The sequence below is a fragment of the Pantoea sp. BRR-3P genome (assembly GCF_039621635.1).
Lineage (GTDB): Bacteria > Pseudomonadota > Gammaproteobacteria > Enterobacterales > Enterobacteriaceae > Pantoea > Pantoea floridensis.
The window spans coordinates 1,570,872-1,594,756 of the sequence record NZ_CP155066.1 but is presented as its reverse complement, the minus strand read 5'-3'; the positions used below and the strand labels follow the sequence as shown (position 1 = coordinate 1,594,756).

The following is a 23,885-nucleotide window of genomic DNA, read 5'->3' as shown; positions in this document are numbered from 1 at the left end:
TAAGCGCCGCCATTGCTGACGACGCTTAAGATTATTGGTTAAGAAATTTGTCGAGAAATTGCCGGGTACGCGCCTGCTGTGGATTGCTGAACAGCGCTTTAGCTGCGCCCTGCTCTACAATTCGTCCCTGATCCATAAAGATGGCGCGATCCGCCACGTCACGCGCGAAGCTCATCTCATGGGTAACGATCACCATGGTGCGTTTCTCCTGCGCCAGCGCGCGGATGGTGCTAAGCACTTCCCCCACCAGTTCCGGATCGAGCGCCGAAGTAGGTTCATCAAACAGAATCACCTCCGGACGCATCGCCAGCGCGCGGGCAATTGCCACACGCTGCTGCTGTCCGCCGGAAAGACGACGCGGGAAGCTCTGTTCCTTACCGTGCAATCCCACTTTCTCCAGCAAACCACGTGCTCGTGCAACGGCTTCGGCTTTCGGCTCGCCTTTGACGATCACCGGCCCCTCAATGATGTTCTCCAGCACCGAGCGATGCGGGAACAGATTGAAGTTCTGGAACACAAATCCCACCTGCTGCCGCAACTGGCGCACCAGCTGCTTCTGCTTGTTGAGGCCGAGCGCCGCATCAATGGCGATATCACCCACTTTAATATGCCCGCTTTCCGGCACTTCCAGCAGATTGATACAGCGCAGCAGCGTAGTTTTACCCGAACCGCTCGGGCCAATAATCGCCACCACTTCACCAGGTGCCACATCGAGATCGATACCGTGCAGCACCGTCTGGCCGTGAAACTGTTTCACCAGCTGACGAACTTCAATTGCACTCATTTACCCTCCCGATCCTGACGATTCACATGCGCTTCCAGGCGATTTTGCAATGCCGACAGCACGGTTGCCATCACCCAGTAAATCAGCGAGGCCGCCAGATACATGGTGAACACTTCCAGCGTACGAGAGGTGATCAGCTGCGCCTGACGGAACAGCTCCGGCACCTGAATGGTGGCGGCCAGCGAGGTATCTTTCACCAGGCTGATGAAGCTGTTGCCCAACGGCGGCAGCGCGGTGCGCGCGGCCTGCGGCAGAATCACGCGGCGCAGCGTTTGCCACGGCGTCATACCAATACTGGCGGCGGCTTCCCACTGCCCGCGTTCAATCGCAGCAATTGCGCCACGCAATGATTCAGAAGCATAGGCGGCGGTATTCAGCGACAAACCAATCATCGCCGAGGGGATTGGGTCCAGCTCGATACCAAATTGCGGCAGACCGTAATAGATCATAAACAGCTGGGCGATGAGCGGCGTGCCACGGAATATCGACACGTAAATACGCGCCAGCCAGTTAATCGGCCAGAAGTGCGACAGACGCATCAGCGCCAGCACAAAGCCGAGTATCAGGCCGAAGAACATCCCGCCGATACTCAGCTGCAGCGTAAACAGCGCGCCTTTTAAGAGAAATGGTGCTGAATCCAGCACCAGTTGTAAGCTTTCCTGCATTATTTAGTGACGTCCGCGCCGAACCATTTTTCAGACAGTTTGCTCAGTGAGCCATCTTTCTGCATATCGGCGATGGCCGCGTCGATTGCCTTCAGCAGATCGTCGTTGCCTTTGCGCAGCGCCACGCCGGATTCCAGACGGGAGAAGGCTGGCCCCGCTACCGCCATGGTATCGCCGGTTTTCTTCACCAAATCCAGCGCCGCTAAGCGATCCACCAGAATGGCATCAATACGTTTTGAACGCAGGTCCTGATATTTGGTTGGGTCATCATCATAGGTGCGGATATCCACGCCTTTCACGTTGTCACGCAGCCACTGTTCGTAGTTAGAACCCAGACCGACACCGACTTTCTTGCCTGACAGATCGTCCGGCTTGGTGATGCCCGCCGCGTTTTGCTTCAGCGTCAGCGCCTGCACGCCAGAAATGGTGTACGGCGTAGAGAAGTCATACTTCTTCTTGCGCTCTGGAGAAATGGTTACCTGATTGATCACCACGTCGATGCGCTTAGAGTCCAGCGACGCCAGCATGCCGTCCCATTTGGTCGGACGCAGATCGGCTTTCACGCCGAGGTGCTGTGCCAGCGCCTGCGCGAACTCAACTTCAAAGCCGGTCAGCTGGCCTTTTTCATCCTGGAAGCTGAACGGCGGATAGGTGCCTTCCAGACCGACGCGCAGCTCGCCTTTACTCTTTACTTTTGCCAGCAGATCTTCTGCGGCGAAGGATTTGACGTTAACGCCCGCCACCAGCGCGACCGCCATCATGCCCATCACCATCTGGCGACGAATTGGAGAGAAAGTCATGTTTACCCCATTTATTGTGATGTGTTGTGTGCTTTGTTGGTGAATCGGTCACCATGAATGGCGACCCTACGAAAACCGAGCCAATCCATTGTAGGGTCGCCATTCATGGCGACCGTTTCTTAATAACCGCCGGATTATAAACCGTTTTTAAAATCTTTCTCAGACCGAAGGGTGATAAGCAAATAACGCTGGCGATCCGCCGGTATGCACAAACAGCAACGGGCCTTCGCGGCGGAAGCGGTTTTGTGCAATGCCATCGATTAATCCTGCCATCGCTTTGCCGGTGTAAACCGGATCGAGCATGATGCCTTCGAGGCGCGCCAGCAGCTTAACCGCCGCCATCCCCTCTTCGTTCGGCTCGCCGTAACGCGGCGCGAAGTAGTCATCCCACAGGGTAATCGGCGCTTTCGCCTGCACGGCTAACTGCTCGGCCAGTGCGCTACGTATGCGCTCAACCACCGGCAGCTGCGCCTCAACGCTGCGCGATACGGTCACGCCCACCAGTTCGGTATCGGGTAACAGCTGCTCCAAACCAATGGCCAGCCCGGCATGCGTTCCGGCGCTGCCGGATGCGACTATTACCGCGGCGAAATCCACCACGCCTTCGCTCTGATGGGCGATCTCTTGCGCGCATTCCACATAGCCAAGCGCGCCGAGCGCATTGGAGCCGCCAACCGGCACAATATAAGGGCGGAATCCCTGTGCCTCGAGGCGTTCAGCCTGTTCTGCCAGCTGTTGATGAGGATTGTGCAGCGCGTCGACCAAAACAATTTCCACATCCATCAAATCGAGCAGCAGGCGGTTGCCGTTACTGAGATAGTTTTCGGCAGTGGTACCAATTGGATTCTCCAGCAGCGCCACGCACTTGAGGCCGAGCTTAGCGGCGACGGCCGCCGTTTGCCGCACATGATTGGATTGAATGGCCCCCGCCGTCAGCAGCACATCGGCGCCTTCGCGCAGCGCATCGGCCGCCAGGAATTCGAGCTTACGCAGCTTGTTGCCGCCCAGCGCCACCGGCGTAAAGTCATCGCGCTTGATGAAGATATCGCGACCCAGATAATCAGAAAGCCGGGGCAAATGCTCAAGCGGCGTAGGCGCACCGAGTAATTCAAGACGGGGGAACTGGTGCAGAAGATGTAAGGACAATGCAGCCTCCAGGCAATGTGCAATTATCCATACAGTGTTGCAGAAGATGAGAAAAGTCGCACCCGGAAATCATCGTGCGTGCCCTTGTTGCTGTCATGCTCGACAACAACAAGGGGCGGATCGCCATCAGCCCTGCTGCCAGCCTAAAAACTGGTCATATTTACGCAGTGCAATGCGGTAATTGTTGTTACCCGCATCGGGCAGATCGTTCTCCAGACATTCATGCCAGCTATTACCGCGCAAACGATCTGCCGGGAAGTTTTTCGCCTTCAGCATGTCATCAAGCCGACGCAAACGGACCACATACTCACGTATGGTACTGTGGCTCATCTCGGTCTGCTCGAACAGGTATTGCTTAAACGCCATAATGTCGAAGTAATTCGGATGGGTGTTACAAAAAATATCGCTACAGAAACGACACAAGGCGGTCAATTCTGGCTGGAGTTTCATCCACACCTGATCGTCAATCATTTGGTCCATGCGTGCGATGGCCTCTTTATTGATGATCTGGCCGCGAAAGACTAACGCCATACGGTCTAAAACTTTGCCACAGTGTGAACAATTGCTTTGGCTGTGCTTATAGTCTTTAAGATAGCGACTTAAAGGTCTGGCTTTAACTTTGGCTCCCATTGCTGAGTCCCCGGTTTTATTGTTTTTTTCGAACGCCAGGAACTGAGTCTGTTAGCGCGCCCCCGATAATCGGGCACGCAGGCGTTTGATCGCCTGACTGTGCAGTTGACTGACGCGGGATTCTCCCACTTCCAGCACCGCGCCAATCTCCTTCAGGTTCAGTTCTTCCTGGTAGTACAGTGTGAGCACGAGTTTTTCACGTTCAGGCAACGCCTCAATCGCTTCAATTACGCGGTCACGTAGGTTTCCTTCCATTAACTGATGAAGCGGGTTGGCTTCCTCGTGCCCCTCCGTCACCAGCTCCGCACTGTCGCCGTGTTCTTCCCGATACTCGTCGTAGGAGAAGAGTTGGCTGTTGTTGGTATCGAGCAGAATCTGCCGATACTCCTCCAGCGAAACATTCAGTCGCTCAGCCACTTCCTGCTCGGTAGCCGAGCGCCCCAACGCTTGTTCTACCTGATGCATGGCACCGGCTACTTCGCGCGCATTTCTGCGCACGCTGCGTGGCGCCCAGTCGCGACTGCGCAGCTCATCCAGCATTGCACCCCGGATACGCTGCACGGCGTAGGTGGTAAAGGCGGTGCCCTGTAGCGCGTCGTAGCGCTCCACGGCATTCAATAAGCCAATGCCACCGGCCTGCAGCAGATCGTCAAGCTCAACGCTGGCTGGCAAACGTACCTGCAAGCGCAACGCTTCATGCCGCACCAGAGGAACGTAGCGCTGCCAGAGCGAATGCTTATCCATCACGCCATCGGCGGTATAGAGATCGTTCACGTTGACTACCCTGCGTTAATAAAGTTATCGGCATGATTATCCAATTCTGTAGGGGTTTTGATTGGCAGAATAGGCGGGCAAAAGCGAGGTTATTTCAAATTTGTTATGGATGGCGGTGAATCGCTCCGCCATCCGCGCAAGCCTTAGCGCATGTTACGCAGCCGCTGCCGCGTGCCCGGCGGTACCGCGTCCCATAATGCGCAAACCTTGCCCTCAAGTGCCTGATAAAAAGGGGTAATGAACGCTTCAGTTTCCAGCGCTGGATTAAACAACACCTGCCCGGTTTCCGCGTTGATGCTTATCATTTTGTTGATAAATAGCCGCTGCAGGTCACTGCGCAGGAACAATCCGTTGTCGGCGCTGTTGTCCGCGAGAAAACCCTCTTCATTCTCTTGCGTATCAATATGGCAGGCTTCCACCCACGGCCAGCTGTGCCGCTCAGTCAGGCGCGTACCGGTAATGATGCAGGCGCCGTAACGCGCTTTGACCGCCGAGGTGAACTCCGCCTGGCTGGCGCGCTGGAACACTTTAGCCTTCACGCGTCGCCCCACTTCGGTGCCGGGCATCACGCCGCTCGGCACTTTCTGCTGTGGCGTACTCAGCACCACCACGAACTGAATTTTGCGCGACAGCGGAAAACACGGGTGTGCTTGCGCATCAAACAGTTGCCAATACTCCTCTTCTTCGGTTTGGCGCATTAGCACCAGCTTATAGCCGCGGCTATTGAGCAGGTTTTGCGCCGCTGCGGAGCTGGGATCGAGCATGGCAAACACATGGGTTTCGCCCACCACCTTCCAGCGCCCCTCCTTACGGCTTTCCTCGTTACGCCGGAAGTAGAGAAACGCCTGCTGACTTTTCAAATAGTGTTCGAAGCGACGCAGATAATTTTTGCGCTCGTTATCGTCTGAGACGAACAGCAGATCCTCCATCGGACTGTTAATCTCTTCCTGCGCGAACACCGCGCGGATCACCAAATTGCGAAAACTGGTCGACGGGCTCAGCAAGCCGCGCGCGGTAAGTTCTTTCTCGTCTGGATGCTGCTGCGTATAGCGCAGGGCAATCTCTTCGAAGGTCAGTAGCTCACCCGGTAACAAGTCATAATTGAAGCGCATAGACACCCCAGAAACGGAAAAAATGTGGCGAAAAAATGGAAATGATTCTGAGGGGGATTATCGGCAGAAGTGAGGCGGACTGTAACACAATGGTTACTTTTCTAAGGTTGCAAGCGTTAAAGCACCAGCGGCTCCATCGTGCCGCTCGCCATAAATGGCGTAATGCTCGTCAGTTAAGCGTGAATCGGTCACCATGAATGGTGACCCTACGTGGATATCGCCGGGTTTTCGTAGGGTGCGCATTCATGCGCACCTGGAATAAAAGCGCGATGTTTAACGCCCCTGGTTCAAGCATTACTTCAATAAATAAACCAGCGAAAGATCATCATTCACTTTGGTATGTTCGATCTCTTGCAGGAATGCTGCGGTTGAGATTTGATCGTGCTTGGTTACCGCATGGAAGCTGTAGAGGATATTGATCATGTCGTTTTCATCAATCTTGCCGGTCAAATCTGCACTGGCTGCCATCAGCGACTTAATCAGGAACCATTCCGCCACCAGCAGGTAAAGATTCGCCAGCGGCGTGATGGTGCGATCGGCGGGAAAACCATCGGTGTAGATGCGGTACTTTAAATAATTACTCATGATATGCGGATGCGCGGAGAGCCATGGCATTACCTTCTCATGCCACGCGCAACGTAATCTCTGCATCGGCTGCAGCATATCGTTTTGTTTCAAGCCTTCACTCTGAATATAAGCCAGCCGATGAGCATAATGATTCAGCGCGCCCCAACCGCGAGAAGTGGGTCGCGCGCCCAGATAGCCCTGTAAGCGCACCAGTAATGACCACTGTAGCTGATGGTCAGGCTCAATTTCATTGATGCTATTTTTAATATCACCACGCTGAAGAGAGGCAATGATATCGTAATAATACGCTTCTAATTTTTCATATTTCTCTGCGTCATCATCGAGTTTTTCCAGATAAAGGAACAGTAGCGCAATGCCATATAATCCCTCTTCAACTTCTGTTCCACTGCTATTGATGATAGTGGAGCACATCAAATTAATCAGCTGCGCGCCCTGATCCAGGCTATCCGTATTATAGCCATGAGGCTTCACGATTTTACTTTCATTAAAGAGCATGGCTTCTGGTCCCGAAAGCAGCTGACGTACGGCTTCCGGACAGGATAAGGTCAGGCTCTTCTGAATATGGTATTTGAAGATGTTCTCGGCGCGCGGATAGATGGCGCAGGTAGGGCTTAATGCTGCTGCCCCCATGCTACTGTGGATGCTACACAGGCGATTTTCATCCATAAACGCGCAGCTTTTATTATCACTGACGTTAATCAAGCCCCACTTTTTATAACTTTTTTTGGTGGTGATAATATTTTCTGCCGCAATAGCACGAATCGTGGCATCCCGGGTTTTCAAATAGCGATTAACGGTAGGTTTATCCAGATCGATATTCCATCCTTTGCAGCAGTGGTCGCGGCACGCTCCACCCGAGCATTTAAACTGCGTAAAAAAAACGGGTTCGACGATGGAAATCTCTTTCATAACCAATCCTGCTGAAATTCAGACAATCTGAAAATTAAAATGGCGGCTAGCATAGCAATATTCAGGCGTATTCAATTTTGTCAAAAGCTGACAAGGCTATTGGCTATCCTGACAATAAAAAACCCCGCCAAAGCGGGGTTTCACACAGAACAGCGGTTTGCACTGTTTTTCACGTCGTTCGTTATGCCGCCTTTAACTGTTGCAGGCGCTTTTCACGGCGAATTTTACGCTCTTCGAATACGGCTACCAGCGCCATCAGGGCGATACAGCCGATTGCGGCCGCATCAAGCGCGGCAAAGGTTCCGGCCCAACCGGTCAAACCAAAAATTGGCGTGCCATCGGCGATCATCCCTAAGCCTAGCTTTGCGAAGCTATCACCAATCAGGTAAGCAAAGGTGCCTTTGATGCCATCGGCAGCGCCAATGGCTTTTTTCGGCACGAAGCCGACGGCGGCAACGCCAATAAGCAGCTGCGGACCAAACACCAGGAAACCAAGGGCAAACAGCGAAGCCAGATAGACGTACTGATTGCTGGCATGTTGATAAATACCGAGCGTGGCGATTATCAATGCCAGCGCCACGCACGCCACCAGCGCACGACGGCCATTCGCCAGATCCGATAACCAGCCCCACAGCAGCGTGCCGACTAACGCGCCGACTTCAAACAGCGTGAAGCCCTGAATCGCCACCTCTTTCGACAGCTTTAATTCCTGGTAGGCATACACCGTTGACCACTGATCGATACCAATACGTACCACATACAGGAAGATGTTGGCGAAACACAGCAGCCAAATCACTTTGTTCTTCAGCACGTACTCGACAAAAATCTGCCATTTGGTCATGGCCTGATCTTCGGTTTCCTTATCCTCTTCGCTGATCTCCTCACCAAACAGCTCTTCGGCTTTGCCCAAACCGTAAGATTCAGGTGAATCGCTGCCGTAGCGCAGACCGATAAAACCCACCACCAAAGCGATGATAGAGGGGAAAACGAACATGCCGACAACGTGGCCATTAAACAGGTAGTTAGCACCAAACAGCGTCACGCCTGCAGCCCCCGCACCGCCCAGATTATGCGAAATATTCCACATTCCCAGATAACTGCCGCGCTTACGGCGTGGCGTCCATTTGGTGATGGTGGAGTAGCTACACGAGCCGCCGGTACTTTGGAAAAAGCCGCTAAGGGCATAAAACGCAATCATCAGGAAAAGGCTGACCGAACCCGCGCCCATGCTGGCGCTGAAACCCAGCATGCAGATTGCCGAAAGGATCAGCATAAATGGCAGAAACTGCTTGGTATTTTTCCCATCGGCGTAGTAGGAAACCAGCGTTTTACCCACGCCGTAGGTGATGGAGAAACCCAGCCCAATCATCCCCAGCTGCGTCATGCTGAGTCCGTAGGTGGTGATCATATCGTTTTGCGCAATGTTGAAGTTTTTGCGGATCAGATACATGGTCAGGTAGCCGATAAAGACCACCAGATAGGACTGCATAAAGGGTTTGAACCACATCTTGCGCCGCTCTTCGAGCGACAGATTCAGGGTCGGCTTGCGCACCTGATTTAAGAAAGCCAGCATGGAGTGCTCCTGATTAATGACCTGCGTAATGGCAGGCATTGTAAAAATCAGCAGCGGTTTCGGCCTGCGACAACCGCCCGGCAGAACCGGGAAAATTTCTTAGTTTTGGCGATGTGAACGCAAAAAGCGGGGATACATCACACTTCTTCGCGATGGCGTGGGGTTTGAGCATGCAAAAAAGGCAGCAGCAGCAAGGCCGAAATGCCCGCCGCACAGGCGATAACCGCGAAGAAACCGCTCCAGTGCCACACATCAATCACGCGCGCCAGCGGCCACCCGGAGAGCGACGCGCCCAGATAGGCAAACAGGCCCACAAAGCCGGTCGCCGCACCCGCAGCGTCTTTGTGCGAGCACTCCGCCGCCGCCATGCCAATTAACATCTGTGGACCAAACACAAAAAAGCCGATGGTAAAGAAGCACGCCGCCTGCATCACATAGCTGGCAAACGGCATCAGCCAGAGCGATCCCACTGACAATAAAATCCCGGCGGCAAAGATCAGGTTCATTGGCCCACGATTGCCGTTAAATAATTTGTCCGATCCCCATCCCGCCACTAACGCACCGCCGAAGCCACCCAGCTCAAACATGGTAACCGCCGAGTTGGCCGTCACCAAATTAACGCCCAGCGTCTCAGACATGTAGAGATTGCCCCAGTCGTTGATAGCGGCACGCACCACGTAAACCAGCACGTAGCACAGCGATAGCAGCCAGATGTAGGGATTCAGCAATACATATTTGGTGAGGATCGCTTTGTGGCTCAGCCCTGCGCCCTCCTGTTGCTGCGCGATCTCCAGCGCATCGTGGCGCCAGTCGCCTACCGCAGGCAAACCCACCGTTTGCGGACGGTCACGCAGACGCCAGCAGAGAAAAATCCCGGCCACGATCGCCAATCCGCCGGCAATCATCATGCCCGCACGCCAGCCATAGTGCAGTGCGGCGGCACCGACAATCATCGGGATTAGCGCCCCACCGACGTTTTGCGCCGTATTCCACAGCGCCCACCAGCCGCCGCGCTCGGTGCGAGAAAACCAGCTGGTGAGCAGGCGCGCACAAACCGGCGATCCCCACCCCTGAAAAAAGGCATTCAGCACCCATAGCAGCGCGAACGCCCACAGCGAAGTGGAGAAGCCAAACAAGATGTTCACCACGCCGGTGGCGATCAGCCCCATTCCCATGAAGTAGCGCGCATTGGAGCGGTCGCTGACGATGCCGGAGAAAAACTTCGAGAGACCATAGGTGATGTAAAACAGCGTCGCTAACAGGCCGATATCGGTGCGCGTCATCACACCCGCTGCCAGAATTTCCGGCGATGCCGCGTTAAAACTTTTACGAGTGAAATAGAACAGCGCGTAGCCGAGCCAGATAGTGATCATGATATGGCGACGCCAGTAGCGATAACGCGCATCAATCGCCGCCTTATCCTGCAGCGGTGCAGCGCTGGCCGGCGCGTTGAGAAATCTGAATATCATCTTTTGTTGTCATCCATTGCGCAGCGGTAACGTGACGCTGACGCGCGTACCGTGGGTGCAGGAAATCCTCAGCGTGCCGCCCAAGGCCGAAACCCGTTCGCGCATCCCGGCGAGGCCAAAGCCTTGCTGCGGCGATCCCTGAGGCAATCCGCAGCCATCGTCTTCGATCACCAGCATGAGCCCTTCGTCCAGCAACGCGCCCTGCAGCGTCACCGCGCGGGCGCTGGCATGTTTAACCACGTTATTGAGCCCTTCCTGGCAGACACGAAACAGCGTGACGCGTTGCGCTTCGCTCAGTCGCCGTTCGTCAATATGCCAGTCCAGATGACTAATAATGCCGTGCCCGTCCAGCTCCATTTCCCGCATCAGCGAGCGGATAGCCTGCTCCAGCGAGAGGTCGTCCAACTGGCGTGGACGCAAGCGTCCTAGCAGGCGACGCACCGAATCATAAATGCCCAGCGACAGCTGTTCGATCAGCATGCCGCTCTGCTTTACGCCACTTTCCGGGCTGATACGCTGCATGATCCCGGCCTGAGTGCGAATGGCGGTGATGGTTTGACCGATATCATCGTGCAGCTCGCGCGCCACTTCGCGACGTACGCTCTCTTCGGTCTCGAGTAAGCGTTCCGTCAGGCGGCGATTGCGTGCCAACTCGGTTTGCAGCGACTGATTGAGTTCACGCAGCCGCTGGATCCCCGCGCCCAGTAGCAGCCCGGTGAGGCTTTGCGCCAGCAGAGAGAGCAGCAGATCAACCGCGTGATCGTGCCAGGTTTGGCTGGCGATCAGCGCAATCGCATTCATCAACGTAGCGATCAGTGCGCCCTGCCAGCCATAATGCCACGCCAGCGCAATAATCGGCAGCGCCAGGCAGAACGGCGTGAAGCGTGATAATTCATCGGGAAGCCCCAACTGCAACCACAAGCTGACGATAAACAGCAGCACATAACCAAACAGATGACGCACGCGCCAGTTAACCGGCTGTCCGACCAGCGAAGGGCCGAGCGGCTGCCAGCGCGTGCTGGTGAGATAGTGCCAGATAACCAAACAGGTCGGCGCAATAGTCAGCGCGCCAGTCAGCGTGAGCAGCACGACGTTCAGCGCCGCTGGCTGCGCGATCCACGGCAATGCCTGCAGCAGCGCTGCGCACACCATCGCACCGCCCTGCCACAGCAGCGTGTGCCAGTCGCGCTGATGGCGATAGCGGGAGATCAACGCCACCGGCAGTAGCATCAATAGGCTACCGAGCATCAGTAGTGGAAGATGCGCCAGCGCCACTTCGCGGGAGAGCCAATACAGCTGCAACCACTCCGCAGCCAGCAGCACCGGCCAGTAGGCGCGTGGGCACTGCAACATCAACCCCAGACGCAAACCAAACGGAAACAACAATACCGCCAGTTCGGGACGATCGGCCAGGTGCAGGCTGATACTCCACAGGCAAAACCAAGCGGCGGAGAAGATACAAAAACTGGCGATGACGGCAATCAGCCGCGAAAAAAGTGGCTGCATTACCAGCCATCAAACATGCGGCGCGCCAGCTCAACATCATTACTGACGTCAAGTTTTTCCAGCAAATTGGCGCGGTGAACGTGAACAGTTTTTGGCGACAGGCCCAGTTCGGCGGCGATCTCTTTCACCGCCAACCCTTGCGCCAGTTTCTCGGCCACCTGACGCTCACGCTTAGTGAGCGGATCCTGACGGGCGGAGGCAAGTTTCAGGGCGATATCGGGCGTTAAATAGCAGCCCCCTTTAGCCACGGTATGCACCGCGGCGATCAGCTCATCGGGGCTGCAGCGCTTAGAGAGAAAGCCGCGCGCGCCGGCATTGAGCGCCTGCTCCACCAGCGCCGGACTGTCATGCACCGACAGCATGATGGTCGCCATGCCTTTTGGCAGCTGGCTTAACAGCTCCAGCCCGGAGATATCCGGCATCGAGATATCGCAGATGCACACCTGCACGCCGCGCCCCGGCAGCTGATTGAGGGCTTCGCGCCCGGAACCGCATTCGGCGACAACCTGAAAATCTGGCTCCAGCCCGAGCAACTGAGCAAAACCAGAACGGACAATCATGTGGTCGTCGATGAGCGCAATGGTGGTCATGGGGTTTCCTGGCGGCGAAAAAACGCGCTTACCTTAGCGATAAGCCGGGGAAGCTTCAAGCGGATTGCGTGGCGGGGTTAAGTTTGTGCAATGACGTATCGGTCGCCATAAATGGCGCCCCTACGCGGTTCTGTAGGGGCGCCATTTATGGTGACCGACTTGTATCACTTGCAGTATTTACCGGCGAATTATGAGCAATTACCTGCATGTTCATAATATGCAGGTATAAAAAAACCCCGCCGAAGCGGGGTTTGATAAGCAAGGAACTTAGAGCGATTAGCCCTGCAGCAGAGACAGAACCTGCTGTGGAACCTGGTTAGCTTTAGCCAACACTGAGTTACCCGCCTGCTGGATGATCTGTGCTTTAGACATGTTTGAAACTTCAGTTGCGTAGTCAGCATCCTGAATACGAGACTGGGCTTCAGACAGGTTAGTGGTGGTGTTGTTCAGGTTAGTTACCGCTGAATCCAGACGGTTCTGAATCGCACCCAGGCTTGAACGGAACTTATCGATGCTGCTGATAGCTGAGTCCAGAGCGGCCAGTGGGTCTGAAGTTGCTGTACCTGCGCTGTTGGTGTCAGTGGTCAGTTTGCCGGTAGAGCTTACGTATGCAGTTGCACCTACGTTAGCTGCATATTTACCAGTACCAGTACCGCCAGAAACAGTTACTGAACCTGTATCTGCATCAACCTTATACTTGGTATTGAAAGATGCAGTGGTAGTCAATGCACCGTCGTTATCTGTGTAAGTATCAGTAGAAGTACCTGCAGTGAAGGTCGCAGTGTAGTTCAAGGCTTCTGAATTGAACTTGATAGTCACATCGGTTGCTGTTGCATCAGCTTTAACGTCAGCCAGCAGCGCATCAGATGAAACAGAATCTTTGTAAGTTACGCCATTGCCGCCGCTTGCGAAGTTGTAAGTTTTGTTATCAAAGCTAACGGTTGCTGCAGTAGCACCTGTATCCGCTTTAGAGAACAAATCAGACATGGTCGCCGCAGTTGCACCAGTAACGTTGTTGGTGGTCAGTGCGCCATCGGTAGTGATGTATGCTGCTGCGCCGCCGATGGTGATATTGCCTGATGCATCAGTATCGAAGTTAACTTTGCCGGTTGAAGAGGTGTAAGTGCCTGATTTAGTTTGACCTGCGTCAGCTTTCAAGCTTGCACCAAGTGCAGTGGTATCGGCACCAGTAGCAACAGTTACAGTGGTAGAGAAGTTTTTGTTGGCAGCATCGTAAGTATAAGTACCTGCGTTAGCACCAGTAGCCAAAGTCACTGTGTCGCCGTCTTTCAGTTTAGCGAAGGCAGAATCAGCAGTTAATTTGTCGAAATCAGTAGTAACGGTGTATTCACCAGCAGCCAAGGTGCCGTTTGCTGCGGTCAGGTCGCTTACAGTTGCCGCTTTGTTAGCAATTGAACCCGTACCATTCACGTTGAAACCGTTCAGGCCCAGAGTCTTAGAGTCAATCTGCTTCAGGTCGATGTTGATGGTCTGGCCATCATTTGCGCCAACCTGAATTTTCAGGGTGCCGTCTTTAGACAGTACGTTCACGCCGTTGAACTGAGTCTGACCTGATACGCGGTCAATTTCGTCCAGACGTGATTTGATTTCGTCCTGAATTGAGTCCAGGTCAGACTGGCTGTTGGTGCCGTTCTGAGACTGTACGGTCAGTTCACGAACACGCTGTAAGTTGTTGTTGATTTCTGACAGTGCGCCTTCAGTGGTCTGCGCTGCAGAGATACCGTCGTTGGCGTTACGCGCCGCCTGAGTCAGGCCGGTGATGTTAGACTGGAAGCGGTTGGCAATCGCCTGACCTGCTGCATCGTCTTTTGCGCTGTTAATACGCAGACCAGATGACAGACGCTCGATAGAGGTAGAGAGCGCAGACTGGTTTTTGTTGATGTTGTTCTGTGTGATCAGCGAGAGGCTGTTGGTATTAATGACTTGGGCCATGATAAATATTCCTGTTAATCAAGTCTTTCGGTTAAGGTGTGGGCTTCAACCCGCCGGCTTCAGCGCCGTCAAAGTTGTTATCGTCTGCCCTTAAACAACCTTTAGATTTTTTTTAGTACCAGGTGAAAAATTTTCCCTTCAACCTGTCACGCTTATCTTTATCGCCCTACCCGACTACTTCTTTAGGCTAACCCGATCATTTTTCTAGCGCCCGAAATACCCTTCTCTATATACGCTATTCGCTTTATTACCCGCTGGTAAATAATTCTAAACTTTGCCCATAACGAGCCGATAACCGCGGTATTGATTCTCCGTGTCGACATAGAAAGGAAACAACATGACCACAATTTCTACCCTCGGTATCGGTTCAGGCCTCGATTTAAGTACCATCCTGGATAACTTAAGTACGGCAGAAAAAGCCTCTCTTACTCCTATTTCTAATCAGCAGAGCGCTTATACCGCGAAGCTGAGCGCCTATGGCACGTTATCCAGCGCCCTGACCACCTTTCAGAGCGCCAATACCGCATTAAACAGCGCAGACTTATTTACCGCCACCAGCGCCACCAGCAGCAGTTCGGCGTTCAGTGCGACTACATCGGGCAGCACCATCGCCGGCAAATACAGCATCAGCGTGACGCAGCTGGCGCAGGCGCAAACCCTGACTTCCGGTGTGCAAAGCAGCAACACCACCGCGCTCGGCAGCTCCGATGCCAGCCGTACGCTATCCATCAAACTTTCAGATGGCACCAGCAAAGACATCACGCTGACCAGCGACCAAACCTCGCTGACCGGAATGCGCGATGCCATTAACAGCGCGAACGCCGGCGTCAGCGCCAGTATCATTAAAACCGGTGATGGCGCTTATCGTCTGTCACTGACCGCGTCAAAAACCGGTGAAGCCAATGCGGTTTCTTCCGTTACCGTGACCGGCGATGACACGCTGCAAGGCATTGTCGGCTTTGATGCCACGAAAACCGATGCGGAGAATCCGCTCACCGTCAGCGTAAAAGCGCAAGACGCTGAATTAACGGTCAACAATGTCGCGATCACCAGCAGCACCAACACCATTAGCGACGCGTTAGAAGGCATTACCCTGAACCTGAATGATGTCACCAGCGGCAACCAAACGCTCACCATCACCCAGGACACGTCTAAAGCCTCCACCGCGATCTCCAACTTTGTGGATGCTTACAACAATCTGCTGGACCAGTTCACCAGTCTGACCAAATACACCGCCGTTGATGTCGGTTCAGATACGCAGGACTCAAGTAATGGCGCACTGGTTGGCGATAGCACCCTGCGCACCATTCAAACGCAGATCAAAAGCCTGCTGACCAATACCGCCAGCTCTTCCACCTACAAAACCCTGGCGCAAATCGGCATCACCAGCGATCCCACTAGCGGTGAGCTGACGCTGGATTCAGACAAACTGAAAACCGAGTTGGCTAAAGATCCTGCCGGGGTAAAAGAGATGATTGTGGGTGACGGTAAAACCACCGGCATCACCACCAAACTGGCGACTAACCTGACCGGCTGGCTGTCGTCCACCGGTAGCATTCAGTCGGCGAAAGACGGTGTCAGTAAGACGCTGAACAACCTGACAGAGCAGTACAACAACATGAACACGCGCATCAACGCCCTGATTGCGCGTTACAAAACGCAGTTTACGCAACTCGACGTCACCATGAGCTCGCTGAACAGCACCAGCGATTACCTGACACAGCAGTTCGACAACATGACGTCGAGCAGCAGTTCTAAATAGTAAGGAGTGACCATGTACAGCGCTACAGGCACACAAGCCTACGCAAAAATTGGTGTCGAAAGCTCAGTGATGAGCGCCAACCAGCAGCAACTGATTACGCTGCTGTTCGACGGTGCGATCAGCGCCTTAGTGCGCGCGCGCCTGTTTATGCAGGACAACAATATCCAGGGAAAAGGCAACTCGATTTCCAAGGCCATTAACATCATCGAAGGCGGACTGAAACAGGGCCTCGATGAGCAATCAGGCGATGACCTGACCGATAACCTGTTAGGCCTTTACGCCTATATGGTTCGCCGTCTGGTACAGGCCAATCTGCGTAACGATGTGGAAGCCCTCGAAGAAGTTGAAGGCCTTTTGCGGAATATCGCTGATGCCTGGAAAGAAGTCGTACAACCTCAAAACCTTCAGGACGCCGTTTAATGAATATTGCACCGCCACTGATCACCGTTTACCAACAGTTACTCGATCTCAGCCATGGAATGCTGCGTTTGGCAGCAGAAGGCGAATGGGATGATTTGATTAGCAAGGAAGTGGATTATGTCAGTGCGGTGCAAAGACTGGCGCAAACAACCGAAGCCGCCGCACCGTCGCGTCAGCTGCAAGAGCAGCTGCGTCCGGTATTACGCCACATCCTTGATAATGAGAGCGAAGTTAAACGTCTGCTGCAACTGCGTATGGACGAGTTGACACAGCTAGTGGGGCAATCGTCGATGCAGAAATCGGTGATGAGCGCGTATGGCAAGCAAGGCAGCGTGTATTTGCCGCAAGGTTGATTGGTTGCGATGTCCTACATGAAAAAGGGTGAGAAGGTTATCTTCTCACCCTTTTTTCTGATTTCCAGGTCATCCTAAATGGTGACCTGAGGATTATTGTGCCGGCTTAGAAGACACCGAAACCGGGCGCATAATCTCTGGCTCGATATCCTGAATCACCGCGTCTTGCGGCCGCTTTGCCACTTCTTCCAGCGCCTGCTGGCACTCAACGGTTGGGCGATCCACCTTACGCAGGCGCAAGCCATCGTAACGCAGCTCACCGTTCTCCAGCACCAGCGGCATCACGCGCACCTGACGCGTCACGTTGACCCACTCGTCGTCCAGACGCGTCAATTTACCCGGCTTGGCAATCACGCGCTGCCACTGTCGGCAATCCAGCGTATCGCCCTGCGCACCAATAATCAGGCTACCCATCGCCTGCTTGCTAATCAGCTTGCTCTGCGGGCCTGCGGTTTGCCAGTTGCCCTGCAGTTCCAGCGGTGCCGGGGTTTTCACGGCCTCTTCATAGTTGCTGATTTGCGCACAGCCACTCAGCGCCAGCGCAGCCAGTATCGTCCACTTTTTCATTCTCAGTCCCCAGACTCGCTTCAATGGCGGCTACGTTATAATTTTTCCAGTGAGTTACGCAAGATATCTACCGCCCCACACGCGTTTTTCCCCACTCAGGCCGACATAAAAAACTCAAGCCGCTTATTAATGCGCCGATAACTCATCCTGGAGTTAATGGATCTGCAAAAAATAATAATTACCTACTACATACTTATCTTCATTACGGAGAATACCGTTATGCGACTGACCCTTCGTGCGCGCTTAACCGCCATTGTCGGCCTGCTGTGCATTTTACTGATTGTGGCCGCCATCTGGGGAATCATTGGCCTGCGCGCCGCCGACCAACGGGCGCAAAACGCCTACCAGAACGAATTATTACCGCTGCAATACTCCTCGCGCCTGTACCGCATGGTGCAGGAGCAATCCTCTACGCTATTTGATGCGCTGCGCTACTGGACCGACAGCAGCGAAGTGGAAAAACGCCTGGCGCGCATCGCGCAATACGGCGAGCAGATCGGCAAAGATCGCCACACTTGGCAACAGCTGGCGTTTGATGCGCAAACCAGGCCGCTGAGTCAGCAGTTCATCACCCACCTCGACGGCTGGCAATCGGCGCTGAAAGACGCCGGCGAACTGCTGAAAAGCGGTAACCCTTCGGCGGCCTTAGTGGTGATTGAAACCCGCCTGCGCAGTGGTAGCCAGCTGCTCCAGCAGGATATTGATCGGCTGGATGCGCTGATGCGCCAGCATGCGGAACTCACCTACCAGCAGAGCAACAGCGATTACCAGCTGGCGCGTAACAGCCTAATAGTTATCCTGCTCGGCGGGCTTAGCGTGGCGTTGGTCGCGGGCTGGCTGCTGATTCGCTCCATCAACCGTTCGATTGGCCAGGCGCGTGAGCTGGCCGAATCAATAGCCGCTGGGGAACTGAACCATGATATTGGCACCGTTTCGCGCGATGAGATGGGCGAACTGATGCAATCGTTACTGCGCATGGATGTGCGGCTGGCAGAGATTGTGCGTGAAGTGGGTGAAAGCGCCACGGCGCTCAGCGATGCGGCGCGCCAGATGGCCGACGGCAATGACGATCTCTCCGAACGTACCCATTCCCAGGCCAGTTCGCTGGAGCAGACCGCCGCCAGCATGGAGCAGATGACCGCCACGGTGAAGCATAACGCCGATAACGCGGCGCAGGCCAACGAGCTGGCGACCGACGTGCGCCATCAGGCGGAACGCGGCAGCAGCGTGCTGCAAGATGCGGTGAGCGCAATGGCGGAGATTGAATCCTCCAGCAAGCGTATCGCAGATATTAACCGCGTGATCGATGAGATCGCCTTCCAGACCAACCTGCTGGCGCTGAATGCCGCCGTGGAAGCCGCGCGCGCGGGCGAACAGGGCCGTGGATTTGCCGTGGTGGCCGCCGAAGTGCGTCAGCTGGCGCAGCGATCGGCGGGAGCAGCGCATGAGATCAAAGCCCTGATCGATGCCAGCGTGGGGAAAGTTGAAGCGGGGAGCGCGCTGGTACAGCGCTCTGGCGCGATGTTGAATGATATCAATCTCGGCGTGGCGCGGGTGGTGGATATCGTCGGTGAAATCGCCGTCGCCAGCCGCCAGCAATCCAGCGGTATCGAACAGGTGAATACCGCCGTGATCCAGATGGATGGCGCCACCCAGCAAAACGCCTCGCTGGTGCAGGAAGCCAGTGCCGCCAGCCAAACCGTCAGCGAACATGCTGGATTACTGGTGGAGAAGATGTCGTTCTTCCGCCTACAACAGCGCTAAGGAGCCGCACTATGCGTAAACTTCTCGCCACGCTGCTGGCGTTGCCGCTGCTGAGCCACGCGGCCACCACGCTGAACATCGCCACCATCGCTAACGGCGATATGACGATAATGCAGCAGCTATCATCACGTTACGAACAGGAACATCCTGATATCAAACTGCAGTGGCACGTCATGGACGATGGCGCGCTGCGTCAGGCGGTGCTGTCGGCGATGAACAGCGGCCAGGCGCAGTTTGATGTCATCACCGTTGGCACCTATGAAGCGCCGCTCTGGGGTGAAAAAGGCTGGCTGGCGCCGCTGAATACGTTGCCGGCAGACTATGACAGCGATGATCTGATTGCCCCGGTACGCAAAGCCCTGTCATGGCAGCAGACGCTGTATGCCCTGCCGTTTTACGGTGAAAGCAGCATGACCTACTACCGCAAAGACCTGTTTGCGGAGAAAGGTTTAGCCATGCCTGACAATCCCGACTGGACCGATATTAAACGCTTCGCCGCCAAACTCACCGATGCGCAGAAAGGCATTTATGGCCTGTGTCTGCGTGGTCAGCCGGGATGGGGAGACAACGTGGCGCTGCTCACCACCATGGCCAACGCCTACGGCGCGCAGTGGTTCGATGAGAACTGGCAACCCACGCTGAATTCCCCGGAGTGGCGTGAAGTGCTGGGTGATTATCTGCAAATGGTGAAGCAGGATGGGCCGCCAGACACGGTAAAGAACAGTTTCGGTCAGATACTGCGTCTGACGGCGCAGGGTAAGTGCGCGATGTGGATCGACAGTACGGTGGCCGCAGGTTTGCTGGTCAATCCGCAGATCTCACTGGTGGCGGATAAGCTGGCCTTTGCGCCTGCGCCTGGCGGTATTACGCGTAACGGCTCGAACTGGTTGTGGTCGTGGGCGCTGGCAGTACCGGCCAATACCCCGAATCGTGACGCGGCCATCGCCTTTATTAGTTGGGCAACCTCAAAACAGTACATCCAGCAGGTGGCTGATACCGTTGGCTGGGGCGCGGTGCCGCCGGGCAGTCGCAATTCAACCTATCAGCAAGCCCGCTATCAGCGTTTGGCGCCCTACGCCGCGCAGGTGCGTGCAGCCATTGATTCGGCTACCGTGGAGCAACCCACGCTCAATCCGGTGCCGTATCAGGGCGTGCAGTACGTGAGCATTCCAGGGTTTGACCAGATGGGCAATGCGGTTGGGCAGAACATGGCGGATATGCTGAGCGGCAAGTTGACGCTGGATGAGACGCTCGAGAAGAATCAGCAGGACGTTACGCGCCTTTATCAACAGCGGCATTGAGAGGGTTGTGGTCGCCATAAATGGCGTAATGTCGTTCGGTTAAGCGCCGTATCAAATCACCGCACCTTCCGTAGCGGCGCGATTTATCGCGCAATGAATTGCGCCGCTACAAGGTGTGCTCTTGGTAATGAGGGTTTTTCATGTCTTAACTGACGAGCATTACGCCATAAATGGCGACCCTACGGCCGACCGGCGGGGATGTTGTAGGGTGCGCATTCATGCGCACCGACCAGCCTGACAACATCGCCCATGCACGTTACACTAGCGCGCAAGTTGATATGCAGGAACCGCGAATGAAAACCCCAGAAGAGTATTACGCTCAGGCACGCACCATGTTTTTCGCCGCCCATCCCGATTTCCAGGCCGCCCTGGATGAACTTACCGAGAGTGATGCGCAGCAGGCGAGCCTGTCATTAGCCGATTTACGCGCGTGGCATGCTGAACGCATTTACGCGGCGTTTTTACGTCAGAAGAAGCTGGACGGCATGCTTTTTTCTATTCAGCTGGCTGAGCCAGACAAAGCAGTGGCGGCGGATGCCATTGAAAAGTATCTAAAATCTCACGCGGAAGCGTTAGGCATGACGTGGGAAGCGTTCTGCATTAAAAACGAGCTTTAACCCCAACGTGATGAAAATGCATTAGGTAGATATCTCCAACCACACAAATCGATCAGGAAATAATTGTACAAGTCACTAAAACTTGTATAAGTTACTGCCTACGACATCAGTCGTAGATTGTCCTTGAACGAATGGTGCGGTTGCACCGCCTCTGGAAGTGTTGCTGGATTTCCACTTCCAGAGGTTATATTTTTTACCCTTCTCGCTCTATCCCTTTGACTTCAATATAACTCGCCACTGCCAAAAGACGATTGACGTGCGTGAGCAGCAGATCAACATCCGACTGTAAAAACTCCTGCGACGCGCGTGATGCCGTAACAATTGCATCCTGCACTGTCTCGGAAATGGTGAGTGAATTATCCTCTTTTGCCTGAATCAGCAGTGCGGCAATCAGCAGTGACTGCGCCTCAACCTGCGCCACCAGCTCTTTTGCTTCCACATCCATTTTTGCCATTTTCAGCAAGATATCGATAACCAGTTGGCGCATCTTAACCCCCGTTAAAAATCTCAATCGACGAACAACCTGATGTGCTGGTACAAATTCGCCACCGTCTGCATGACGCAACAAAAAATGTCATGGTCGTGGCGTCACCGCTTGCCCCTGTTTTTATTTACAGTATTATGACGCACCCGATCCGCTAAATGGAACGCCCTGATGTTTGTGGAGCTGATTTACGATAAGCGCAATGTGGCCGGTTTACCGGGTGCACGCGAGATGATTTTGCAGGAGTTGGAAAAGCGTGTACAGCGCGTCTTTCCGGATATTGAGGTACGCGTCAAACCAATGGAGCGTAATGCGATTGATACCGATATGAGTAAGAACGACAAAGCAACGATTGCGCGGATTGTTGAAGAGATGTTCGATGAAGCGGAGATGTGGCTGGTGGCCGATTAGGCCACCAGAGCGATGCGAACTTAGCTTTCCTGCTCGGCATGGTTAACGGCGATTTCCAGGTCCTGAATCGCCTCATCAATATCATCCAGCAGCTTGCCTTGCTTGTTCAGCAACGTATCGAAACGTCCCGCATATTCGCTGTCTTTATACTCACCTGCATCAAAGGCCAGCCAGTGGGCAGAAAGCGTCTCCGTGTTGGTCTGCGCATAGTGGCGCATCTCTTTAAGCTGGGAGGTGACATCACGTAAGTAGTCAGTTTTGGTTTTTACAGTTTCTGTATCACTCATGCTATCTTCCTTCTCGCTTAATAAGCCGGTTTAAATAACGCTTGAATGATTAAAGGTAGTGCAAAATATCGAAGTCGCCTTAGGAATAATCGGAACTCTCTAAACCTGTTAATAAACAGGGGACATCCCTGTCCCCCCGGGCGAGTAGTTGTGCATTACAGATACTTCCTCGCCAGATCTATCAACTCATCTTTCGCGGCATCCCCCAATTTGATCACCCCCTGCTCTACAAAGCTGAAGGCCTGGGCAAAATCCTTCACGCCCTCCGAGACGTCCTGCCGCGCCTGACTGACCTCCTGCGCGGCGGCGGCCGGTACGGCTTCGGCTGCAGCGGGAGGAGAGACCGCCGTGGGGGTGGCGGGAACGGCCTCCGGTGCAGCGGCAGGAGCCGCCTCGGCAGCTACCGGGGTAACAGGAGCCGCTGCGGCGGCGGGTGCCGCCTCAGTGGCCGCTGGCGCCGCAGCAACTGACGCCGGTGCCGCCGTGGCAATTTCATTGGCGAAGTCCTCGGCGGGCGACGACGTTTGCGCGCTTGCCGCCGAGGCGCTGGCTATAGTGGTGCTGGTTGGATCGATTACAGTTTGATCGCTCATCGTTTTCTCCTTCTGACTTAATAAAGACCACAGTCGGCCAAGGCTGGCTGCGATCCGCTGGATAATGCGCATAATGCCCTCCTTAACGCTTGGGTTGAGGCGGCGACGAGTCTCCTTCAGCCGGTTTACCCTCATCAGCGCGCGTGCTAACGGGATGATTAGATAAATCGTCGAGCTTGTTTTGCAGCGTCACCAGCTGGTTGGTGAGCTCTGCCACGCGGGCTTCACGGCGTTCTGATATCGTCCGATATTGTTGGCGAATCTCCTCCACCCGCTGATTGGCACTGTTGCTAACGAACAAAAACAGCACCGTCATCGCGACGCACATCAGCGATAACATCAGCAGAAAGCCGCCGAGGAACAGTTGGCGCCGATGGTTTTTCACTACGTACTCACTGTTTATCTGCATCATCGCGACTCTCCTCCAGAGTGGTGATAAGTTGGTTGACCTGATGGCGGAACTTCTCACTGTGTTCGGCTTCTGTGGTGGCCAGCAAAATACTCAGCGCGTTTTTTATCAGCCGCAGATCGGTTTCCAGCGAAGAGATACGCCGCAGATTTTTGTCATGTCGAATGCGCAGCTCGTCATTTTCCTGACGCATCAGTGCATGGCCCTCTTTGAGCAGCATCACCTGCTCTTTGTAGCTGGTGATGATCTCGCCGCCAGCGCGATTGCTGGTCACAATGGCGGCGATACCCGCCATTAATGGTTTCCAGAACACAGCTGCAGCGCCGCCGCCGAGAAGCAACGCACCTACGCTGGTGACCAAACTACTTTCCATGCTTCACCTCTCAACCCTGGCAAGGGTTGCGCCCCAAAAGCACGC

Annotated in this window: 26 protein-coding genes; 7 read left to right on the top strand and 19 right to left on the bottom strand. The window is 54.5% G+C overall.

Annotated features, from left to right (window positions below; translation table 11 throughout):
* Nucleotides 1-31 precede the first annotated feature (31 nt).
* From tcyN to AAGR08_RS07280, 13 genes are all read right to left on the bottom strand, one after another.
* Nucleotides 32-784 carry an L-cystine ABC transporter ATP-binding protein TcyN gene (gene tcyN, locus AAGR08_RS07340; RefSeq protein WP_345829325.1) on the bottom strand — a complete coding sequence of 251 codons (753 nt, stop codon included), beginning with the start codon at nucleotides 782-784 and terminating at the stop codon, nucleotides 32-34.
* Nucleotides 781-1,449, bottom strand: a complete 669-nt coding sequence (gene tcyL / locus AAGR08_RS07335; RefSeq protein WP_064739084.1) for a cystine ABC transporter permease — start codon at nucleotides 1,447-1,449, stop codon at nucleotides 781-783. The genes tcyN and tcyL overlap by 4 nt, the downstream gene beginning before the upstream one ends.
* Nucleotides 1,449-2,249, bottom strand: a complete 801-nt coding sequence (tcyJ, locus tag AAGR08_RS07330) for a cystine ABC transporter substrate-binding protein (protein ID WP_097096961.1) — start codon at nucleotides 2,247-2,249, stop codon at nucleotides 1,449-1,451. The genes tcyL and tcyJ overlap by 1 nt, the downstream gene beginning before the upstream one ends.
* 159 nt (nucleotides 2,250-2,408) lie before the next feature.
* Nucleotides 2,409-3,395, bottom strand: a complete 987-nt coding sequence (locus AAGR08_RS07325) for a D-cysteine desulfhydrase (RefSeq protein ID WP_345829324.1) — start codon at nucleotides 3,393-3,395, stop codon at nucleotides 2,409-2,411.
* 126 nt (nucleotides 3,396-3,521) lie between these two features.
* Complete coding sequence (fliZ, locus tag AAGR08_RS07320; RefSeq protein WP_007891377.1) at nucleotides 3,522-4,025, bottom strand: flagella biosynthesis regulatory protein FliZ; 504 nt, start codon at nucleotides 4,023-4,025, stop codon at nucleotides 3,522-3,524.
* 51 nt (nucleotides 4,026-4,076) lie between these two features.
* Entirely contained in the window at nucleotides 4,077-4,799 is a 723-nt protein-coding gene (locus AAGR08_RS07315; protein WP_097096959.1) for an RNA polymerase sigma factor FliA, read from the bottom strand.
* A gap of 143 nt (nucleotides 4,800-4,942) precedes the next feature.
* Complete coding sequence (locus AAGR08_RS07310; protein ID WP_345829319.1) at nucleotides 4,943-5,911, bottom strand: HNH endonuclease signature motif containing protein; 969 nt, start codon at nucleotides 5,909-5,911, stop codon at nucleotides 4,943-4,945.
* Nucleotides 5,912-6,205: 294 nt separating this feature from the next.
* Nucleotides 6,206-7,408, bottom strand: coding sequence for a flagellin lysine-N-methylase (fliB, locus tag AAGR08_RS07305; RefSeq protein ID WP_097096957.1), 1,203 nt, complete (start codon nucleotides 7,406-7,408; stop codon nucleotides 6,206-6,208).
* 181 nt (nucleotides 7,409-7,589) lie between these two features.
* A complete protein-coding gene (uhpT, locus tag AAGR08_RS07300; RefSeq protein ID WP_345829318.1) occupies nucleotides 7,590-8,981 on the bottom strand; it encodes a hexose-6-phosphate:phosphate antiporter in 1,392 nt (463 codons plus the stop codon).
* 137 nt (nucleotides 8,982-9,118) lie between these two features.
* Nucleotides 9,119-10,447, bottom strand: a complete 1,329-nt coding sequence (locus AAGR08_RS07295) for an MFS transporter (protein WP_141400272.1) — start codon at nucleotides 10,445-10,447, stop codon at nucleotides 9,119-9,121.
* A gap of 12 nt (nucleotides 10,448-10,459) precedes the next feature.
* Nucleotides 10,460-11,956, bottom strand: coding sequence for a signal transduction histidine-protein kinase/phosphatase UhpB (gene uhpB / locus AAGR08_RS07290; RefSeq protein ID WP_345829317.1), 1,497 nt, complete (start codon nucleotides 11,954-11,956; stop codon nucleotides 10,460-10,462).
* Entirely contained in the window at nucleotides 11,956-12,546 is a 591-nt protein-coding gene (uhpA, locus tag AAGR08_RS07285; protein ID WP_097096953.1) for a transcriptional regulator UhpA, read from the bottom strand. Before uhpA ends, uhpB begins: the two co-directional genes overlap by 1 nt.
* Before the next feature lie 276 nt (nucleotides 12,547-12,822).
* Nucleotides 12,823-14,499 (bottom strand): FliC/FljB family flagellin, encoded by a 1,677-nt coding sequence (locus tag AAGR08_RS07280; RefSeq protein WP_345829315.1) that lies wholly within the window; start codon nucleotides 14,497-14,499, stop codon nucleotides 12,823-12,825.
* A gap of 337 nt (nucleotides 14,500-14,836) precedes the next feature.
* On the opposite strand from AAGR08_RS07280, the gene fliD reads away from it, so the two are divergent.
* From fliD to fliT, 3 genes are read left to right on the top strand one after another with little or no spacing between them, the layout of a single operon-like run.
* Nucleotides 14,837-16,261, top strand: coding sequence for a flagellar filament capping protein FliD (gene fliD / locus AAGR08_RS07275; protein WP_097096951.1), 1,425 nt, complete (start codon nucleotides 14,837-14,839; stop codon nucleotides 16,259-16,261).
* 12 nt (nucleotides 16,262-16,273) lie between these two features.
* Nucleotides 16,274-16,681 carry a flagellar export chaperone FliS gene (gene fliS, locus AAGR08_RS07270; RefSeq protein WP_097096950.1) on the top strand — a complete coding sequence of 136 codons (408 nt, stop codon included), beginning with the start codon at nucleotides 16,274-16,276 and terminating at the stop codon, nucleotides 16,679-16,681.
* On the top strand, nucleotides 16,681-17,034 hold the full coding sequence (fliT, locus tag AAGR08_RS07265; RefSeq protein WP_097096949.1) for a flagella biosynthesis regulatory protein FliT: 354 nt from the start codon (nucleotides 16,681-16,683) through the stop codon (nucleotides 17,032-17,034). Before fliS ends, fliT begins: the two co-directional genes overlap by 1 nt.
* A 93-nt stretch (nucleotides 17,035-17,127) precedes the next feature.
* Here fliT and yedD read toward each other — a convergent pair whose 3' ends face one another.
* On the bottom strand, nucleotides 17,128-17,601 hold the full coding sequence (gene yedD / locus AAGR08_RS07260) for a lipoprotein YedD (RefSeq protein WP_345829313.1): 474 nt from the start codon (nucleotides 17,599-17,601) through the stop codon (nucleotides 17,128-17,130).
* 219 nt (nucleotides 17,602-17,820) lie between these two features.
* Here yedD and AAGR08_RS07255 point away from each other — a divergent pair, with 219 nt between their 5' ends.
* The 3 genes from AAGR08_RS07255 (at nucleotide 17,821) to AAGR08_RS07245 (ending at nucleotide 21,283) form a co-directional block, all read left to right on the top strand.
* Entirely contained in the window at nucleotides 17,821-19,365 is a 1,545-nt protein-coding gene (locus AAGR08_RS07255; RefSeq protein ID WP_345829312.1) for a methyl-accepting chemotaxis protein, read from the top strand.
* Nucleotides 19,366-19,376: 11 nt separating this feature from the next.
* The gene (locus AAGR08_RS07250; RefSeq protein ID WP_345829311.1) at nucleotides 19,377-20,666 is read left to right on the top strand and encodes a sugar ABC transporter substrate-binding protein; all 1,290 of its coding nucleotides are present in this window, start codon (nucleotides 19,377-19,379) and stop codon (nucleotides 20,664-20,666) included.
* Between the two features lie 293 nt (nucleotides 20,667-20,959).
* Nucleotides 20,960-21,283 carry a DUF6388 family protein gene (locus AAGR08_RS07245; RefSeq protein WP_097096946.1) on the top strand — a complete coding sequence of 108 codons (324 nt, stop codon included), beginning with the start codon at nucleotides 20,960-20,962 and terminating at the stop codon, nucleotides 21,281-21,283.
* Nucleotides 21,284-21,476: 193 nt separating this feature from the next.
* On the opposite strand, the gene iraP is transcribed toward AAGR08_RS07245, so the two are convergent.
* On the bottom strand, nucleotides 21,477-21,770 hold the full coding sequence (gene iraP, locus AAGR08_RS07240; protein WP_097096945.1) for an anti-adapter protein IraP: 294 nt from the start codon (nucleotides 21,768-21,770) through the stop codon (nucleotides 21,477-21,479).
* 168 nt (nucleotides 21,771-21,938) lie between these two features.
* Here iraP and AAGR08_RS07235 point away from each other — a divergent pair, with 168 nt between their 5' ends.
* On the top strand, nucleotides 21,939-22,178 hold the full coding sequence (locus tag AAGR08_RS07235; protein ID WP_007891408.1) for a DinI-like family protein: 240 nt from the start codon (nucleotides 21,939-21,941) through the stop codon (nucleotides 22,176-22,178).
* 20 nt (nucleotides 22,179-22,198) lie between these two features.
* On the opposite strand, the gene AAGR08_RS07230 is transcribed toward AAGR08_RS07235, so the two are convergent.
* From AAGR08_RS07230 to AAGR08_RS07215, 4 genes are all read right to left on the bottom strand, one after another.
* Nucleotides 22,199-22,465 carry a hypothetical protein gene (locus AAGR08_RS07230; RefSeq protein WP_097096944.1) on the bottom strand — a complete coding sequence of 89 codons (267 nt, stop codon included), beginning with the start codon at nucleotides 22,463-22,465 and terminating at the stop codon, nucleotides 22,199-22,201.
* A gap of 155 nt (nucleotides 22,466-22,620) precedes the next feature.
* The gene (locus tag AAGR08_RS07225; protein ID WP_345829307.1) at nucleotides 22,621-23,130 is read right to left on the bottom strand and encodes a hypothetical protein; all 510 of its coding nucleotides are present in this window, start codon (nucleotides 23,128-23,130) and stop codon (nucleotides 22,621-22,623) included.
* A gap of 10 nt (nucleotides 23,131-23,140) precedes the next feature.
* Nucleotides 23,141-23,470 carry a hypothetical protein gene (locus AAGR08_RS07220; RefSeq protein WP_345829305.1) on the bottom strand — a complete coding sequence of 110 codons (330 nt, stop codon included), beginning with the start codon at nucleotides 23,468-23,470 and terminating at the stop codon, nucleotides 23,141-23,143.
* Nucleotides 23,451-23,840, bottom strand: coding sequence for a hypothetical protein (locus tag AAGR08_RS07215; RefSeq protein WP_097096942.1), 390 nt, complete (start codon nucleotides 23,838-23,840; stop codon nucleotides 23,451-23,453). The genes AAGR08_RS07220 and AAGR08_RS07215 overlap by 20 nt, the downstream gene beginning before the upstream one ends.
* Between the last annotated feature and the right edge of the window lie 45 nt (nucleotides 23,841-23,885).